The sequence below is a fragment of the Bradyrhizobium sp. PSBB068 genome (genome assembly GCA_016839165.1).
In the GTDB taxonomy this organism is placed as follows: domain Bacteria; phylum Pseudomonadota; class Alphaproteobacteria; order Rhizobiales; family Xanthobacteraceae; genus Bradyrhizobium.
The window spans coordinates 593,312-608,941 of record CP069300.1 but is presented as its reverse complement, the minus strand read 5'-3'; the positions used below and the strand labels follow the sequence as shown (position 1 = coordinate 608,941).

Sequence of the window (15,630 nt, the reverse complement as noted above, 5' to 3'; positions counted from 1 at the left end):
CATAAGATGGAAGTTTCGGTCGATGGATCAAGAACTGGACCCCGCCCTGGCGCACGCCGATGCCGTTGCGCTGACGCCGGGCGACGCCGCCCTCAAATTTGGTGACGAGCAGATCGCGCCGGCCTGGGGCGCCGTCGTCGCCATGATGCTCGGCGTCACCGCCCTTCTGACGGCGGAGTTCCTGCCGTCCGGCGTGCTGACACCGATGGCAAGGGACCTCGGAGTCAGTCCGGGCCTCGCCGGACAGGCGGTGACCGCGACCTCGCTGGCCGGTCTGGTCGGCGCGTTGTTCACGCCGAGGCTGACGCGCAGCTTCAATCGAAAGCCGGTGCTGCTGAGCTTTTCGATTCTGCTAGTGATCTCCAACCTGCTGGTGGCATTGGCGCCGAACATCACGTTCCTGCTCGCCGCGCGGATCGTGCTCGGCCTCGCCATCGGCGGCTTCTGGGCGATGGCGGCAGCGACGACGATCAGGCTGGTGCCGCCCTCGCTGGTTGCGCGGGCCTTGTCGATCGTGATGAGCGGCATTCCCGCCGCGATGATCATCGCCGTTCCGCTCGGCAGCTATCTCGGCGAGGTGGCGAGCTGGCGCATCGTGTTCCTGCTGGCCACGGCATTGGGCGCAGCGGTGTTCGTCATCCAGGCGCTGGCCTTGCCGCGTTTGGCGCCGAGAGGCGAAGCCGGGCTCGACACCCTGTTCGAGATCCTGACCCGGCCCGGTATCGGCGCCGGCATATTCGCGGCAACCTTGGTCTTCACCGGACATTTCGGCTATTTCGGCTATATCCGCCCCTTCCTTGAAAGCGTGACCGGGCTTGGCGCTGCCGGCGTCGCAGCGACGTTGCTGGCGTTCGGCGTCGCCAACTATGTCGGCTCTTTCGCCAGCGGGCTGATGGCCGAGCGCAAGCTCAAGCTCACGCTGATCGCGATGCCGCTGGCGATCGGCGTGCTCGGCCTGTTGCTCTCGCTCTATGGCAAGGACCTCGTTCCCGCGCTCGCGCTGGTCGCACTATGGGGATTCGCCTTCAGCGGCGTGCCGGTGGCGACGACGACCTGGATCACCCGCATGGTGCCCGACGAGACCGAAAGCGGCACCGGGCTGACGGTGGCCTCGATTTTCCTCGGCATCACGATGGGCGCGGCCGGCGGCGGGATCGTCCTTGATGCGATGGGCGCGTCGGCGGTGTTCGTAGCGGGCGCAATTCCCCTGGTACTCGCCGCATTGCTGATCGCCACCAAGGTCCGGACCACGGCGCCTTGAGCGGGAGCGTGCGGCTGGAAAGGGGCCTTCTCAGAGCCGTGGCTTTAGGGCTAAAAGGGCCGTGAACGCGGCCCTTTGGCGCGTTTTTTGCTGATTTCTTACGAAAGCAGCGCCTAAACGCCCATTTCTTTGAGAAAGCCCATCATGACTCGTGTCGATGCCCATGGATTGAAGATCGCCCCTGTCCTGTTCGATTTCATCGCCAAGGAGGCGACACCGAAAACCGGGATCGCGCCGGACGCGTTCTGGGCAGGACTCGCCGCCATCATCCAGAAGCTCGGCCCGAAGAACCGCGAGCTGCTCGCGGTCCGCGACACCTTGCAGGCCAAGATCGACGACTGGCATCGCGCCCACAAGGGCAAGGCGTTCGACATCGATGCCTACACCGCCTTCCTCAAGGAGATCGGCTATCTGCTGCCGGAGCCCGCGACCCACAAGGTCGAGACCGCAAATGTCGACGAAGAGATCGGCAAGATCTGCGGCCCGCAGCTGGTGGTGCCGCTGACCAACGCCCGCTACGCGCTGAACGCCGCCAACGCGCGCTGGGGCTCGCTGTACGACGCCTTCTACGGCACCGACGCGATCCCGCATGATCCGAGCGAGTCTGGCAAGGGTTACAACAAGGCCCGCGGCGACAAGGTGATCGCCAAGGCGAAGGCGTTCCTCGACGTCGCCGTGCCGCTCGCGACCGGAAGCCACACCGACGTCACCTCCTACGCCGTGATCGCGGGCCAGCTCTCGGTCAAGCTGAAGAGCGGCAATGCGACAGCGCTGAAGAACGCCGCCCAGTTCGCCGGCTATCTGGGCGATGCCGCCCAGCCCACCGCGATCCTGCTCGTCAACAACGGCATGCATGTCGAGGTCAAGATCGACCGCAGCAACGTCATCGGCAAGGACGATCCGGCCGGTGTCGCCGACATGATCCTGGAATCGGCGGTCTCCACCATTCTCGACATGGAAGACTCGGTTGCCGCGGTCGACGCCGAAGACAAGGTGCTGGTCTATCGCAACACGCTCGGCCTGATGAACGGCACGCTGTCGGCCGATTTCGACAAGGGCGGCAAGACGCTGACGCGTTCGCTCAACGCCGACCGCGTCTACAAGAAGCCCGACGGCAGCGAGCTGAAGCTGCACGGCCGCAGCCTGCTGCTGATGCGCAATGTCGGCCACCACATGTTCACCGACGCAGTGCTCGACGCCAAGGGTGAGGAGATCCCGGAAGGCCTGCTCGACGCCGCGGTCGCCGGCCTGCTGGCGATCCACGACCTCAAGGGCAATTCCAAGGTCAAGAACAGCCGCACCGGCTCGGCCTATATCGTCAAGCCGAAGATGCACGGCCCCGACGAGGTGACGCTGACCTGCGACCTGTTCGCCGAAGTCGAGAAGATGCTGGGCCTTCCGGAGAACACGCTGAAGGTCGGCATCATGGATGAGGAGCGCCGCACCACGGTCAACCTCAAGGCCTGCATCCAGCGCGCCTCCAAGCGCATCATGTTCATCAACACCGGCTTCCTCGACCGCACCGGCGACGAGATCCACACCTCGATGGAAGCGGGTCCGATGATCCGCAAGAACGACATGAAGGCCCAGCCGTGGATCAAGGCCTATGAGGACTGGAACGTCGACAACGGCCTGACCTGCGGCCTGCCCGGCCATGCCCAGATCGGCAAGGGCATGTGGGCCGCACCCGACAAGATGGCGGACATGCTGGCGCAGAAGATCGGCCATCCGCAGGCCGGCGCCACCACCGCCTGGGTGCCGTCGCCGACCGCCGCAACGCTGCACGCGCTGCACTATCACCAGGTCAACGTAACAGCGCGGCAGCAGGAGCTCGCCAAGGGCGGCCCGCGCGCCAAGCTGTCCGACATCCTCACCATTCCGGTGTCGCAGTCGAACTGGGCGCCTGACGACCTGAAACAGGAGATCGACAACAACTGCCAGGGCATTTTGGGTTACGTCGTGCGCTGGATCGACCAGGGCGTCGGCTGCTCCAAGGTGCCCGACATCCACGATGTCGGCCTGATGGAAGACCGTGCCACGCTCCGCATCTCGAGCCAGCATCTGGCCAACTGGCTGCATCAGGGCGTCATCACCAAAGACCAGGTGATGGAATCGCTGAAGCGCATGGCTGTCGTGGTCGACAAGCAGAACGCCGGCGATCCCCTCTACAAGCCAATGGCGCCGGCGTTCGACGGCGTCGCCTTCAAGGCGGCCTGCGACCTCGTGTTCGAGGGCCGCACCCAGCCGAACGGCTACACGGAATACATCCTCACCGCGCGCCGCCGCGAGGCCAAGGCCGCCGGCTGATCTCAGGATCGCGACGACACGTAAAAGCCCCGGCGATGAGCCGGGGCTTTTTTGTTAGCGCCGCTGACGGCGCTAGAACACCGCGAGATATTTCAGCAGCGAGACGATGCCGATGATGATGACGACGACGCGCGCGATCTGCTTGGCGCGGCCGTCGAGCGGCAGCATGTTGATCAGATAAAGAACGAGAATAATGACAAGGAAAGTGACGAGTACGCCGACGAGCATGCGGGCCCCCTGGTGGCATCGATGAATGTGCTGTTCGCACTGACCTAACGTGCGAGAGGAAGTCCGGTTCCTTACGCCGGAACCGGATCTCGCTGGACTGATCCGAGCGGCGTTATTCGCGCGCCAGCACCGGCGCGCGCTCATACTTGGCGCGGATGCGTTCCGGCGCCGGCGTGAAGTTGAGCGAGGCTCCGCGACGGTCGGGGCGGCTGACCGACATCAGCCCATCCTTGCCGGCGACGATGTCGCCCTTGCGCAAGGTCGGATCGTCCTCGATCTTCACTGCAGCGAGCCCGACGGGATCCTTGCCGTTGCAGGTGCAGCCGGAGACGATCTCGTCGCGATAGCGGAATGCGTTCGGCAACTCGGAATAAGGCTTGCCGTCTTCCGTCGCGGAATTGTCGATGTTGCCGCCATAGACCACTTCGGTCGCGCTCGCCGGGCAGAAGCTGTTGCAGCTCTCGGCCTTGCTCTGGTTGCCGGTCGCAGCCAGCGGAAAATAGCGGCCATCGCAGGTGCGCACGCAATAGGCCTGCCCGCCGTCATAGCGCGCACGTCGCTCGGCCCGCGGCACAGGCGCCGGACCGTCGTCGAACGGCATCCGGATCACCGGCGGACGGCCCTGCATGAAGCCGCCGAACAATTGTGAGAAGAAATCCTGGGCTTGTGCCGCGGGCGCAAGGGACAGGCCGAGCAAGGCCGCCGTCCCGAACGCCCACCGCCTGGAATTGAGCTTCATCATACCGATCCCCGGTCCAACGCCGATGCTCAGTACAACGACGAAGTCGCCGGGATGTTCATCGCCTGACGGCCGGACGGCAGCGTCATGACCGCGGGGCGCGGCTGCACCGGCGCCGGCCGGACCGAGATCTGCGTCGTGGATGGGCCGAGCTCACGCGCGGCAAGGTGCGGTGCGTTCTTCGGCAGCACCACGACCTTGGTGCCGACATCGACCCGGCTGAACAGGTCGGAGACGTCCTCATTGGTCAGGCGGATGCAGCCCGACGAGACGAACTTGCCGATCGTCGAGGGATCGTTGGTGCCGTGGATGCGGTACTCGCTGGAGCCGAGATACATCGCGCGGGCACCGAGCGGGTTGCCCGGCCCGCCGGCCATGAAGCGCGGCAGATAGGGCTGGCGCTTGATCATCTCGGCCGGCGGATGCCAGTCCGGCCACTCCGCCTTGCGGCTGATGGTCTGGGTGCCGGCCCAGGTGAAGCCCTCGCGGCCGACGCCGACGCCATAACGGATCGCACGGCCGCCGCCGAGCACGTAATACAGCGCGGTGTTGCCGGTATCGATAATGATCGTGCCCGGCGCCTCTGACGTGTTGAGCGCGACGGTGGTGCGGCGCAGCCGCTCCGGCAGCACGCCGTCCTCGGTGGCCTCGGTCGAAGGATCGGTCATCGCCTGGTCGGACGGGAATGCGCCCGGCTGCGTCGACGCATAGCCGAGCGCTTGGGCGTTGGCCGAAGTGGTGACAATGAATGGCGTCACGAACAGGACGCCGGCGAAAGCAAAGGTGCGCGCGGCGCGCGACGCAAGCCGGCGGCTGGAGAAAGACTGCTGTGTCATGTGCTGCCCCTGGACGGGATGCGCATCGTGGTGATGCGATGCCAAGCCAACGCGCGTGGCCGCCACAGAGTTCCGGCCGAATCGTCGCGAAGCCGCGATTGTCAACCCGCCGTATCTCACGAACCCGCGATGGAACTTCTGCCGGGCGCGGTCGTTGTCACGCGCAATTTGATACGAAATTCATGTGTCCTCGTGCGGGAGGAAACTGGTGCGCGCCTTTCCGGGTGAACGTCTGCTTGGCAACGCCCCCGAAGGCACGCCCCTCCCCGACAGCAAGGCTGAACTGCCGCCGCTGATCAGCCGCGCCGAGGTCGTCGCCTTCGCGCTGGTCGCCCTGCTGATCATTGTCATCGTTGGGGTGCTCTATTTGGCGCGCGCCTTCTTCCTTCCGATCACCATGGCTTTCATTGTCGGGACCATGCTGTCGCCGGCGGCAGGCCGGCTCGAGCGCTACCGGATCCCGCGCGCGCTCGGCGCCGTGCTGATCGTGATCGCGGTCGGCACTGCCGTTGCCTTCATGGTCGGGTTGATCGCCTCACCAGTGATGGAATGGAGTTCGCGTCTGCCCGAGCTCGGCGCGATCCTGAGGCAGAAGCTGCACGTGTTCGACCGGCCGCTTGCGCTGTGGCAGGAATTGCAGAGCATGGTCGGCGGCTCCGACACGCTGGCCAGCTTCCAGATGCCGAAATTCGAATGGGTGCAGCCGACGCTGGAATTCCTGTCGCCGACCTTCGCCGAATTCCTGCTGTTCGTCGCCACCCTGATCCTGTTCATCGCGAGCTGGAAGGACCTGCGCCGCGCGCTGGTGATGACCTTCAGCGAACGCGAAGCGCGGCTACGTACGCTGCGCATCCTCAACGAGCTCGAAACCCATCTCGGCAATTATCTGCTGACGGTGACGATGATCAATGTCGGCGTCGGCATCGTCACCGGCGCGATCTGCGCGGCGACCGGCATGCCCAATCCGGCCGGGCTCGGCGCGCTCGCCGCGACGCTGAACTTCATCCCGATCATCGGCCCGGTCGCGATGTTCGTGGTGCTGGTCGTGGTCGGCATCATCTCCGCGCCGGCCATCGGCGCCGGACTGATCGCACCGGCCTGCTTTGCCGTCGTGACCTTCATGGAAGGGCATTTCGTGACACCGACGATCGTCGGCCGCAGGCTGTCGCTGAATGCGCTCGCCGTCTTTCTCGCCCTTGCGTTCTGGACCTGGTTGTGGGGCCCGATGGGCGCCTTCCTGTCGTCGCCGCTGCTGATCGTGGCATTGATCGTCAAGGAGCATTTGATGCCGGTCAATTCGCCGCAGTTGCCCGAAGGATAGCAAAGCGTTTTCAAGCGAAGTGGGCAGCGGTTCGCGTGAATAAGGCGCACGAACAAGAAGCTACAGTTTCGCATATGGAACTTTGCGTGATGCGCGGCGTTTTTCTCGCAATACGCGAATGAAGCGGGAGCCTCCGATGTCGAACACGGACAGCGTATTTGGGATCAAGAACATGACCGACAAAGCGACCTACGAACGCCTGGAAAAGGATGTCACCGCCGTGAAGAACGACATTGCAGCCCTCACCGAACAGATCACCGACGCGCTCAACTCATTTGCCAACAACGCGGGGAAGCAGGCTCGCCGCCGCTACAAGGATGCGCGCGCCAACGCGGAAGATGCGCTCGACGACATGTCGGAGCGCGGCAGCGCGATGATGGGCGCAGCGCAGGAAGCTGCCTCCTCGATCGAGGAGTCGCTGGAAGAGGTGATCACGCAGCGGCCGCTGGCGACCGTTGGCCTGGCGCTCGGCATCGGCTTTTTGATCGGCGTCACCTGGCGGCGCTAGATCCGATTCAACCCGATGGTGGTCATGCGCAAACCACCATTCTGGACGAGATGGCAGCGGTGGCGCGCCGCCGCCTCGTTTGTCGATGCGCTTTTCACGGCAAGGTCGAAGACAAGGCTGGTCAATGCTTCAGCGGCTGATCGATGACGTCAAGCAATCCACCGGCAGCGCGCTGCGGCTGACGTCGCTGGCCGCGGCCGCCGCGATCGCGCTGTTCATCACCCTCGCCTTCCTCTGTGCGGCGGCCTTCGTGTATGTGCTGCAGCACTACGGACCGGTGGAGGCGTGCCTCGCCGGCGCCGCCCTGTTCCTGGTCGTCACCTTGATCGTCGTTGCCGTGTACGTGGCGCACAAGCGTGAGATGCAGCGGCGCGCAGAGAAGGCGGCCAAGGCCGCGAAATCGGCCGCGGCAACCATGTTCGCCGATCCCGCCTTGATCGCCACCGGTCTGCAGATTGTCCGCGCCGTCGGCGTCAAGCGACTGATCCCGATCCTGGTGGTCGGCGGCCTCGCGCTCGGCCTGATGGCAAGCCGCAGTGCCGCGAGTGGTGCTGAGGCGGAAGAGGAAGAATAGCCTGCGTACCCGGCAAGGTGCAAGCCGCACCCACCATGTCATCGCCCGGCTTGACCGGGCGATCCAGTACGCTGCGGCTCATCCGCATAGTTACAACTGTCTCTGGAATACTGGATCGCCCGGTCAAGCCGGGCGATGACAGTGTTGCCTGCTGAGTTGGCGTTCGCCCGTCAGGTCACGCAGCGGCCGGGCTGCAGCAGCTTGGCCACTTCGGTCAGGACGCTGACCACCGGCTCGCAGGCGACCTTGCGGGTATCGCCGGGCCGGGCCCGGGCAGGCGCTGCGGAGTGATTGCGGGCCTCTTCCCGCGCCATGGGGACGCGGACCAGCACCGACGTGTCCGGCAACCGGTCGAGCTTCAGTGCAACGGTCCGGCTCGGCAGGTTGCTCGATGGAACCGCGGCACGGTCGGTTTTGGCGGCACGATTGACGGCGCTCTCCGGCGCCAATGCGGTGGTGACCTGCTGACTGCCAATGAGATCGTGTCCGGATGCGAGCTGGACCGCGCCGAGCGTCAGTCCGACCGCCAACGCAGCGAAAATTCCCTTTTGAATCTTTGACATGGTGATGTCCCTCGCCCCATGGAAATTCGCTCAGCAATCCCTCGGCGATCACGGACACAACGCGAACTAAACCTGTGCGGTTCTCGCGTCCGACCATCACTTAACCGTGTACGAAAAAATTTCGATTGGCGCGGAACGACTCCGGGGTCTGCGCGTCATTGCAAGAGCCGGTTATTCCCCCTGCCCCATTGACCGGCGACGTAGGGCGCGACCGTGGTGATGCCGGTCGCGCCCTGCTCTTTTTTGGGCGGTACGTCGCGCGATTGCATCTTTGATTGCATGATGAGGTCGGTTGCCGGTGTTATTTCGAACCGGGCTGCGCCGACGTCCCTGATCCCGCCGCTTCGCGCGCCTGCCGCTCGGCCTTGAGGCGCTGGAAATTGTCGTAGAAGGCCTTCTCGTTGGCGCGATGCTCCTTCATCGCCTGCGACGCCTCTTGCTGACGCTGCGCATCACGCTCTTTCCGTTGCTGGGGAGTGAGATTCATGCGGCCTCCAACTAAGTTCTTGAATCAACGCTGGATTCAACGCACGAGGCCGGGAAAAGTTGCAATGGCGGGGAGCTGGCCTATTTGCGCAGGCTGGCCCAGACACCGCCGAGGATCAGCAAGCCGCCGACCAGATGGATCGGCTTCGGCGGCTCGCCGAGGATGATCCACGACAACAGCGCGCTCGCGATCGGCGCGACGTACAGCACCAGCGACGTCCGCACCGAGCCGAACCGGGCGCCGAGCCAGGCGAAGCCGGCATAGGCGATCAGGCCGGGCACCAGACCGGCGAACACATAGGCCTCGAACGCCCTCGCGTTGAACACCGCAGCCGGCGTCGCCCACATCTCCTGCAGCGCCGGCGGCAGCGAGCACAGCGCGCCCGCCGCCGAGAACAGGCTGACCCGCGCCAGCAGCGAGGCGCGCGGCGCGACGCGCGATTGCACCAGCGTGTAGCCCGACCAGCCGAGCATCGCACCCACCACCAGCAGATCGCCCCAGGCCGCGCTCGATTGCGTCAGCGTTTCGAGGTGACCGCCGGAGACGATCAAGAGCGCGCCGGCGAGCGCCAGCGCCGTGCCGAGCCATTGCAGCGGACCGATATGCTCGATGCCGAGCGCGGCCGAAATCAACAGCACCATGATCGGCGACAGCGCGAAGATCAGCGCGATGTGGATCGCGGTGGTGGTGATGCCCGCGATGTAGACCGGGCCGCCGCACAGGAACATGCCGAGGAAGCCGGCGGCGAGGATCGGCCAGAGGTTCTGCGCCAGCGGGATCTTGCCGTCGCGGATCGCCGCGACCGCGAACGGCGCCAGCCCGATCGCGATGATGCTCCAGCGGAAGAAGGCCAGCGAGAACGGCGGCACCGAGCCTGCAAGGCCGCGCGCCAGAACCTGGTTGGAGGCCTGCGCGACCGCGACCAGCATGAAGCCGATCAGTGCGATCGCGCCGTCCCAACCGGTGGCCGGGCGGCCGACCGGCGCTTTCGGCAGCTCCGCATCCATGACACCGCCCCCTCAGCCGGTGCGCAGGCCCGCGCCCGCTATTATTGTTCCGCGGCCTCGCGCTCCATGTCGCGGCCGGACATGTCCTCGCCCTGCATGTTGGCGTATTCGCGCGCCATCTCGCGCATCAGGAACTTGGCGGGAACGTCGTGATAGCTGCCGTGATCGTTGACGTATTGCATGTAGGCACGGCCCTCACCATCGAAGGGATGCAGCAGCGCGTCGGAATGGCCGTCGAAGTCGAGCGGCTTGACGCCGAGCTTGGCGCACAGCGTGTCGTTGAAGGTCGGGGTCGCCTTGCGCCAGGCGCCGTCGACGAACACTTCGGTGAAGCCATGCCAGGTGAACAGGTCCGAGCCCATGCTCTGGCGCAGCTTCTCGGTGGTGAGATGGTTGCGGACATCGGCGAAGCCGACCAGGGCCGGGATGCCGTGGACCCGGCAGGCCGCCGCATAGAGCGCCGCCTTGCCGACGCAATAGCCGTTGCCGGCGGCGAGCACGCTGGAGGCGCGATAGCTCTCCGGCGAACGCATGCTGACATAGGGGTTGTAGCGGATGCCGTCGCGCACCGCGGTGTAGAGCCGGCTCGCGATCTCGCGGGTGCTGGCCCCGCGTGGAACGGCGGCGCGGGCGAACGCCTCGACGGCGGGATGGTCGCTGTCGACATATTCGCCGGGGTCGGTGTAGAGGCGGCTGATCGTGTCGGTGAGTTGCTCGGTCATGGCGCAAGCTTAGCAAGCCATGGACGCAGTTCAATGCGGCTGACGCAGCGCTTCTTGCAGCCCTGCCCCGCTTAGTTCCTGAAGCGTTCGTCCCATTGCGGCGGCTGGTAGCTGCGCCGCTTGGCCTTGAAATATTCGCGCGCGAAATGGATGGCGATCCCGATCAGGAACGGCGGGGCGAGCGCGGCTGCGATCATGAACACGGTGATCGACTTCGGCGTCAGGATGTCCAGCACCATCGACGCCAGCAGCCACAGCGTGGCAGCAATCACCGCGACGTCGACATGCTTCATTCTACGGTCTTCCCCTGGTCCCTGGCCACGTCCGGGTTCCATCCTACCGGCTGGCCCCGCGCGCGCCAAGGATTCCGGCGGCAGAGGATACCTCCGGCCCTTCACTTTTTGGAACGGTACCCGCACAGGCCGAAATATCGAAAACAACCCCATGCAAAGTGGCCGGCGCCGGCGTTCATTTGTATTGCTTTGCTCTTTGCTGCCACGGCTCCCACACTCGCCGAGAGCAGCGCAGCCCCAAAAGTCACCCCTTCAGCCGCAGCATGGAGACAGGATTTTTCCAACCGTCTGCTCCAGGCCCGCGCCCCGCCCGCCATTCCCTGCGGACACGGCGGGCGAAGACTTCCAGTTTATCTTGCCGATGACCTTCGATGCCGTCGCACTGGGGGACGGTCCCGCCCTCAAGGCAAAGCTGAATTCGGTCTGCCGAGGATGCTGAGCGGCCCGCCGCGCGGCGTGGCCGCGATCCGTCTATGCGGTCGTCGAGAGCATCGCGTTGAGCTCCACCGCCGTCTTCAGTTGATCGATGCGCGCAATGATCTGCTCGCGCTCGGCGCCGGGGGGCAACTGAGCGAGCAAGTTTTCTAGCCGCACGCGGTGTTCCTCGAGGCGCTGCTCGAATGTGTGGGGCTCAGATCGCTTCCGTCGTTGAATCATCCTCTCCATCGTCCATCCTTGGCGGTTGCAGACCGGGGCTATTGGCCCAACGGTCGAGTTGATCGATGATCCGAGCGTGGCTCGGGCGCCGCGGTTCCGGCGCTCCCGGCTCCTCGGATAGCTTGCGGGGCAGCTTGACGTCGTTGGTCATGGCATCACTCCCGCAACACAACGAAGCAGACCGCCGGACCGTTCCCAATTTTTTACATAAGATATTGATTTTGCTTGATAATTTTGCTAATTTGATGCTTTTGTCTAAAGCGTGGGAACTCACGGAAAGTTTGCTCGTTTAGCAAGTTACTCAAACAGCTAAGTCTGGGTATCTTGCGATGAACGAGTTGCGCGCCGAGCGACTGCAAGTGATGTTGTCGCCTGAGGAATTGGCTGCCCTCGATGATTTCCGCTTCAAGCATCGCATGCCGACCCGCGCCGCAGCGGTCCGCGAGCTGCTCAGGCTCGGTCTGGCCGGCGTTGGCGTCGACGGTTCAGCCGGAGTGAAATCCAGCGACTACGGGGTGTTCGATCGAGGGCCTGACGGCCACACGCAGGGAGAGGATGCGCCAAGCGACGCGTGACGGCGCGCATTCACAGGCGGCATTCAGCTGCCGACGAAGAGGTCAACGGCCGCTTTCAGGGTGCAGACCACGAGTGCGGACGTGAACATCGCCGTGCCGAGGTCCGCCAGATAAAGCAGCTGCGCCTTCTGCTCCGCATCAAGCCGCGCGATCGCCTTGCGCATGGCCAAGCTCCCTTTTCAGGAGAACGCGATGTGCCGATGTCCGTTCCTTCGGCCTCCGTACCGACCGGACACCGGCCTCCCGAAAACGCCCGCGTGCCTTTCTAGACTAGAGCGGGATGGGATTAGGTTGAGCTGGAACGGCATCGGAAGTTCACCTCTCCCCGCCGGGGAGAGGTGAATCGTGTTCGTGGCCAAACCGATTCAACCTAACGTCATTCCGATCTAGTTGGCGTGCTCGGCAGCCACTTTGATTTCATCAAAGCTTCGGCAAAGTCAGCCCCTCGCAAGAGACGAAGCAATAGCTCCGAGCCTCCCAAAGAAACGGCCCCAGCGAGGGGGCACAGGCTGAGGCCGCGCAGTTGCACTTTGGTCGTCCTGATACTGCCCGGCAGGGTGCAGCACCCGGACGCAAGAACAACTCGGCGCGCCGCGCTCGTTCCTAGATGAAAAACGGCCCCAGCTAGCAGGCGCTAGCTGAGGCCGTTTCGTATTCCCATTCTCACGCCGAACCGCCACTTGCCGAAAATTGGCGGCCCCTTCTGGGCTTGTATTTTGATCTTAATGAAACAGCCCTGCCCAGTGACCGGGATGATTGGCCATGGGCGCCTGTTCCAGAAATCACATGTGTGAATCGCGCTCGAATTATTTGCAGGGATTTCCTGAAAGCACCAAAGAAAAGACCCCTGAGCTGGAAAGCGCCGGGTCAATAGTTATGCTGCCAGGCGTGCCCCGACGTGTTCAATCGCAAGCAGCGCGCCCTCGCCGACCGTGACGAACTTCATCGCGATGGTGCCGAAGCCCATCCAGGCAAAGACGTTGGTGAAGGAGGCGAAAAGCAGCCGCGGGATCGCCTCACGCGGCACCGCGAGCGACTGGCCGCGGACCAGCGCCAGCGTGCCCAGGATCGCCGCCGCGCAAGTGCCGGCGAGCTCGCGGGCGAACAGCCGCGGCCATTGTTGCAGCAGCAGCTTCATCAGCGGCCAGTTCAGCGCCCAGCCGAACGCCGTCACCTCCAGGCAAAGAAAGCCGACCGTCCGGTCGCGTTGCGTCGTGTCCATGGGCCGCGCTTAGCAGGGCGAGCCATGCGATTCCACTTCGCTTCGCGTATGCCGCCGTGCGTCGCGTCGTCCATTCGTCACTCCGGGGCTAGCGAAGCGAGAGCCCGGAATCCATCAGGCTGCAGGTTCTGTGGCGAAATGGATTCCGGGCTCGCGCTTTGCGCGCCCCGGAATGACGAGGGACACCACACCACGCATGCACGCGCGAATACCACCATCAGGCGAAGGTGCCGGTCGAGATCCGCGGCCAGCCCTCGCTTTTCCGCGCGACGGCAAGTCTGGCCGTCCAGGCATCGATCAGGCTCGCGATCAGGAGACGGCCGGTGCCGCGCATGTCGGGAAGCTTCATGGTCGGCGTGCCGAGGGTCAGCGCGACCACGCCATGGGTCGCCGCGAGTAGCGCGGTCGCCAGCCGTTGCGGCAGGCCCGGCCCCGGCTCGGCGCCATGCGCGGCGAGAAATTCCCGCACCGAGACCACGAACAGCTCGTAGCTACGGCGCGCGATCTCCGTCTCGCCGAAATAGACGCCGTCAGGAAACCGGCGGTCCTCGACCGTGCCGGACATCGAGAACAGCGATCGGAAGTGATCGGGATTGTCGGCCCAGTAGTCGAGGTAGGTTTCCATCACCCGCCGCAGCCGCAGATCGCTGTCGGCAGTCTGCGCGCGGACCCGCTCGAGCGCTGCGGCAACCGCCTCGAGGTTCTGCTGCTTCACCGCGAGCAGCAGCAACAGCTTGGTCGGGTAGTATTTGAGGACGGTGCCCTTCGAATAGCCGATCGCGTCGGCGATCTTCTGGATCGAGACGGTCTCGAGCGTGCCGGCGGCGAACTCCTTGCGCGCGGTCTGAAGGATCAGCGCCTTCAGCGCCTCCTTGTCCGCCTCCTGGCGCGCCCGGCGCTGAAAGCGCCGCGCACCCCTGCTGGGTCGCTCCTCGATCGACATTACCGTCTCCTAGAGCCTTTTCCGGTCCGATGGAATCGAAACGAGGTCGTGCCCACTTGCCATACTCCAGTTAATTGACTACGGTCAATTAACTGGTCACAGGATGGGAGGATCCGATGAGCACCGCTGTGAGTCCCCTTGCCGGCGAAACTATCCGCAGTGATTTCGATCCGTTCAGCCCGGCGACGCGGGCCGATCCCTACGGCACCTATGCCGAGCTGCGTGCCGCAGCGCCGGTCATTCGCCTGACCAGATACGACATCTGGGCCGTGCCGCGCTTTGCCGAGGTCAAGACAATCTTCGGAGACCATCTCAACTTCAGCAACGCCGGCGGCGCCGGGCTTGCGAATCACTTCAAGGAAAAGCCGTGGCGGCCGCCGAGCATCGTGCTGGAAGCCGATCCGCCGCTGCATACAAGGACCCGTGCGGTGCTGGCGCGGATCCTGTCGCCCGGTGCGATGCGGCGGCTCGCCGATGATTTCAAGGCAAAGGCCGCAATGCTCGTCGACGGGCTGGTCGAGCGCGGATCGTTCGACGCCATCAAGGACATCGCGGAGGTGTTTCCGGTCAGCGTGTTTCCCGACGCGCTCGGCATCGACCAGGAGGGCCGCGAGAACTTCCTGACCTATGGCGCGATGGTGTTCGCCGGCTTCGGGCCGGAAAACGACTATTTTCGCGAGCTGATGCAGCAGGCGCCGCGCGTGCTGCCCTGGGTCGCTGCGCGCTGCCAGCGCGAGGCGCTGCGGCCGGGCAGCTTCGGCGCGCAGGTCTTCGAGGCGGCCGACACCGGCGAGATCAGCGCCGAGGAAGCACCGCTGCTGGTGCGCTCGCTGCTCTCGGCCGGGCTCGACACCACGATCAGCGCGATCGGCATGGCGCTGTACACGCTGGCGCGGCATCCCGAACAATGGGCGTTGCTCGCCGCCGACCCGTCGCTGTCGCGCGCGGCGTTCGACGAGACATTGCGGTTCGATTCGCCGGCGCCGTTCGTGTTCCGCACCACGCCGCACGAGACCGAGATCGCGGGCGTTGTGATCGGCAAGCACGAGAAGGTGCTGCTGCTGCTCGCCTCCGCCAACCGCGACGAGACGCGCTGGGAGCATGCCGACCAGTTCGACGTCAGGCGGCGGCTGTCCGGGCACATGGGCTTCGGCGTCGGCATCCACGGCTGCGTCGGACAGATGGTGGCGCGGCTGGAGGCGGAGGCCGTGATCGCAGCACTCGCCAGCCGCGTGAAGCAGTTCGACATTGCAGGCCCGGTCGCCTTCCGCGACAGCTCGGGCCTGCGGGCGCTCAGCACGATGCCGGTCCGCGTCACGCGCAAGTAGCTTCGAACCGATCGGTCGCTAAAGCGCGATGAGATTTGGTTGAATCGTCATCACGTTTT

Annotated in this window: 18 protein-coding genes and 2 pseudogenes; 7 read left to right on the top strand and 13 right to left on the bottom strand. The window is 64.8% G+C overall.

Annotated elements, in window-relative coordinates; translation table 11 throughout:
- Positions 1-22: 22 nt before the first annotated feature.
- Both JQ507_02810 and JQ507_02805 read left to right on the top strand, forming a co-directional pair.
- A complete protein-coding gene (locus JQ507_02810) occupies positions 23-1,261 on the top strand; it encodes an MFS transporter (GenBank protein ID QRI70488.1) in 1,239 nt (412 codons plus the stop codon).
- A gap of 144 nt (positions 1,262-1,405) precedes the next feature.
- A complete protein-coding gene (locus tag JQ507_02805) occupies positions 1,406-3,568 on the top strand; it encodes a malate synthase G (GenBank protein ID QRI70487.1) in 2,163 nt (720 codons plus the stop codon).
- A 72-nt stretch (positions 3,569-3,640) separates the two neighbouring features.
- Here JQ507_02805 and JQ507_02800 read toward each other — a convergent pair whose 3' ends face one another.
- The 3 genes from JQ507_02800 to JQ507_02790 form a co-directional block, all read right to left on the bottom strand.
- Complete coding sequence (locus JQ507_02800) at positions 3,641-3,796, bottom strand: hypothetical protein (protein QRI70486.1); 156 nt, start codon at positions 3,794-3,796, stop codon at positions 3,641-3,643.
- A 112-nt stretch (positions 3,797-3,908) separates the two neighbouring features.
- Entirely contained in the window at positions 3,909-4,538 is a 630-nt protein-coding gene (locus tag JQ507_02795; protein QRI70485.1) for a DUF2865 domain-containing protein, read from the bottom strand.
- A 26-nt stretch (positions 4,539-4,564) separates the two neighbouring features.
- Positions 4,565-5,371, bottom strand: a complete 807-nt coding sequence (locus JQ507_02790; GenBank protein ID QRI70484.1) for a L,D-transpeptidase — start codon at positions 5,369-5,371, stop codon at positions 4,565-4,567.
- Positions 5,372-5,579: 208 nt separating this feature from the next.
- Between JQ507_02790 and JQ507_02785 the strand changes: the two genes are divergently transcribed.
- The 3 genes from JQ507_02785 to JQ507_02775 all read left to right on the top strand — a co-directional run bounded on the left by JQ507_02785 (position 5,580) and on the right by JQ507_02775 (position 7,774).
- Positions 5,580-6,692, top strand: coding sequence for an AI-2E family transporter (locus JQ507_02785; protein ID QRI70483.1), 1,113 nt, complete (start codon positions 5,580-5,582; stop codon positions 6,690-6,692).
- A 136-nt stretch (positions 6,693-6,828) separates the two neighbouring features.
- Positions 6,829-7,200: a DUF883 domain-containing protein gene (locus JQ507_02780; GenBank protein QRI70482.1), complete on the top strand. Its 372-nt coding sequence runs from the start codon at positions 6,829-6,831 to the stop codon at positions 7,198-7,200.
- 124 nt (positions 7,201-7,324) lie between these two features.
- Positions 7,325-7,774: a hypothetical protein gene (locus tag JQ507_02775; GenBank protein QRI70481.1), complete on the top strand. Its 450-nt coding sequence runs from the start codon at positions 7,325-7,327 to the stop codon at positions 7,772-7,774.
- A 170-nt stretch (positions 7,775-7,944) separates the two neighbouring features.
- Here the strand turns inward: JQ507_02775 and JQ507_02770 are convergent, their stop codons facing one another.
- The 7 genes from JQ507_02770 to JQ507_02740 form a co-directional block, all read right to left on the bottom strand.
- On the bottom strand, positions 7,945-8,337 hold the full coding sequence (locus tag JQ507_02770; protein ID QRI70480.1) for a hypothetical protein: 393 nt from the start codon (positions 8,335-8,337) through the stop codon (positions 7,945-7,947).
- Between the two features lie 301 nt (positions 8,338-8,638).
- Positions 8,639-8,824, bottom strand: a complete 186-nt coding sequence (locus JQ507_02765; GenBank protein ID QRI70479.1) for a hypothetical protein — start codon at positions 8,822-8,824, stop codon at positions 8,639-8,641.
- 80 nt (positions 8,825-8,904) lie between these two features.
- The gene (locus JQ507_02760; protein ID QRI70478.1) at positions 8,905-9,831 is read right to left on the bottom strand and encodes a DMT family transporter; all 927 of its coding nucleotides are present in this window, start codon (positions 9,829-9,831) and stop codon (positions 8,905-8,907) included.
- 41 nt (positions 9,832-9,872) lie between these two features.
- A complete protein-coding gene (locus JQ507_02755; GenBank protein ID QRI70477.1) occupies positions 9,873-10,553 on the bottom strand; it encodes a transglutaminase family protein in 681 nt (226 codons plus the stop codon).
- A gap of 71 nt (positions 10,554-10,624) precedes the next feature.
- Positions 10,625-10,846 carry a hypothetical protein gene (locus JQ507_02750; GenBank protein QRI70476.1) on the bottom strand — a complete coding sequence of 74 codons (222 nt, stop codon included), beginning with the start codon at positions 10,844-10,846 and terminating at the stop codon, positions 10,625-10,627.
- 471 nt (positions 10,847-11,317) lie between these two features.
- A complete protein-coding gene (locus tag JQ507_02745; GenBank protein ID QRI73151.1) occupies positions 11,318-11,503 on the bottom strand; it encodes a hypothetical protein in 186 nt (61 codons plus the stop codon).
- Positions 11,478-11,654, bottom strand: a complete 177-nt coding sequence (locus JQ507_02740; protein QRI70475.1) for a hypothetical protein — start codon at positions 11,652-11,654, stop codon at positions 11,478-11,480. The genes JQ507_02745 and JQ507_02740 overlap by 26 nt, the downstream gene beginning before the upstream one ends.
- A gap of 178 nt (positions 11,655-11,832) precedes the next feature.
- Between JQ507_02740 and JQ507_02735 the strand changes: the two genes are divergently transcribed.
- Positions 11,833-12,078, top strand: a complete 246-nt coding sequence (locus tag JQ507_02735; protein QRI70474.1) for a hypothetical protein — start codon at positions 11,833-11,835, stop codon at positions 12,076-12,078.
- Between the two features lie 23 nt (positions 12,079-12,101).
- Here JQ507_02735 and JQ507_02730 read toward each other — a convergent pair.
- From JQ507_02730 to JQ507_02720, 3 genes and pseudogenes are all read right to left on the bottom strand, one after another.
- Positions 12,102-12,287: pseudogene (locus tag JQ507_02730) on the bottom strand (hypothetical protein).
- Positions 12,288-12,985: 698 nt separating this feature from the next.
- Positions 12,986-13,300: pseudogene (locus JQ507_02725) on the bottom strand (EamA family transporter).
- Between the two features lie 217 nt (positions 13,301-13,517).
- Positions 13,518-14,243: a TetR/AcrR family transcriptional regulator gene (locus JQ507_02720; protein ID QRI70473.1), complete on the bottom strand. Its 726-nt coding sequence runs from the start codon at positions 14,241-14,243 to the stop codon at positions 13,518-13,520.
- A gap of 116 nt (positions 14,244-14,359) precedes the next feature.
- On the opposite strand from JQ507_02720, the gene JQ507_02715 reads away from it, so the two are divergent.
- Positions 14,360-15,571 carry a cytochrome P450 gene (locus JQ507_02715; protein ID QRI70472.1) on the top strand — a complete coding sequence of 404 codons (1,212 nt, stop codon included), beginning with the start codon at positions 14,360-14,362 and terminating at the stop codon, positions 15,569-15,571.
- Positions 15,572-15,630: the final 59 nt, after the last annotated feature.

Bases quoted from the DNA above. Each gene is read 5' to 3' on its own strand.
- JQ507_02810 (QRI70488.1), top strand. From the start codon at position 23: ATGGATCAAGAACTGGACCCCGCCCTGGCGCACGCCGATGCCGTTGCG.
- JQ507_02805 (QRI70487.1), top strand. From the start codon at position 1,406: ATGACTCGTGTCGATGCCCATGGATTGAAGATCGCCCCTGTCCTGTTC.
- JQ507_02800 (QRI70486.1), bottom strand. From the start codon at position 3,796: ATGCTCGTCGGCGTACTCGTCACTTTCCTTGTCATTATTCTCGTTCTT.
- JQ507_02795 (QRI70485.1), bottom strand. From the start codon at position 4,538: ATGATGAAGCTCAATTCCAGGCGGTGGGCGTTCGGGACGGCGGCCTTG.
- JQ507_02790 (QRI70484.1), bottom strand. From the start codon at position 5,371: ATGACACAGCAGTCTTTCTCCAGCCGCCGGCTTGCGTCGCGCGCCGCG.
- JQ507_02780 (QRI70482.1), top strand. From the start codon at position 6,829: ATGTCGAACACGGACAGCGTATTTGGGATCAAGAACATGACCGACAAA.
- JQ507_02775 (QRI70481.1), top strand. From the start codon at position 7,325: ATGCTTCAGCGGCTGATCGATGACGTCAAGCAATCCACCGGCAGCGCG.
- JQ507_02770 (QRI70480.1), bottom strand. From the start codon at position 8,337: ATGTCAAAGATTCAAAAGGGAATTTTCGCTGCGTTGGCGGTCGGACTG.
- JQ507_02765 (QRI70479.1), bottom strand. From the start codon at position 8,824: ATGAATCTCACTCCCCAGCAACGGAAAGAGCGTGATGCGCAGCGTCAG.
- JQ507_02760 (QRI70478.1), bottom strand. From the start codon at position 9,831: ATGGATGCGGAGCTGCCGAAAGCGCCGGTCGGCCGCCCGGCCACCGGT.
- JQ507_02755 (QRI70477.1), bottom strand. From the start codon at position 10,553: ATGACCGAGCAACTCACCGACACGATCAGCCGCCTCTACACCGACCCC.
- JQ507_02750 (QRI70476.1), bottom strand. From the start codon at position 10,846: ATGAAGCATGTCGACGTCGCGGTGATTGCTGCCACGCTGTGGCTGCTG.
- JQ507_02745 (QRI73151.1), bottom strand. From the start codon at position 11,503: ATGATTCAACGACGGAAGCGATCTGAGCCCCACACATTCGAGCAGCGC.
- JQ507_02740 (QRI70475.1), bottom strand. From the start codon at position 11,654: ATGACCAACGACGTCAAGCTGCCCCGCAAGCTATCCGAGGAGCCGGGA.
- JQ507_02735 (QRI70474.1), top strand. From the start codon at position 11,833: ATGAACGAGTTGCGCGCCGAGCGACTGCAAGTGATGTTGTCGCCTGAG.
- JQ507_02720 (QRI70473.1), bottom strand. From the start codon at position 14,243: ATGTCGATCGAGGAGCGACCCAGCAGGGGTGCGCGGCGCTTTCAGCGC.
- JQ507_02715 (QRI70472.1), top strand. From the start codon at position 14,360: ATGAGCACCGCTGTGAGTCCCCTTGCCGGCGAAACTATCCGCAGTGAT.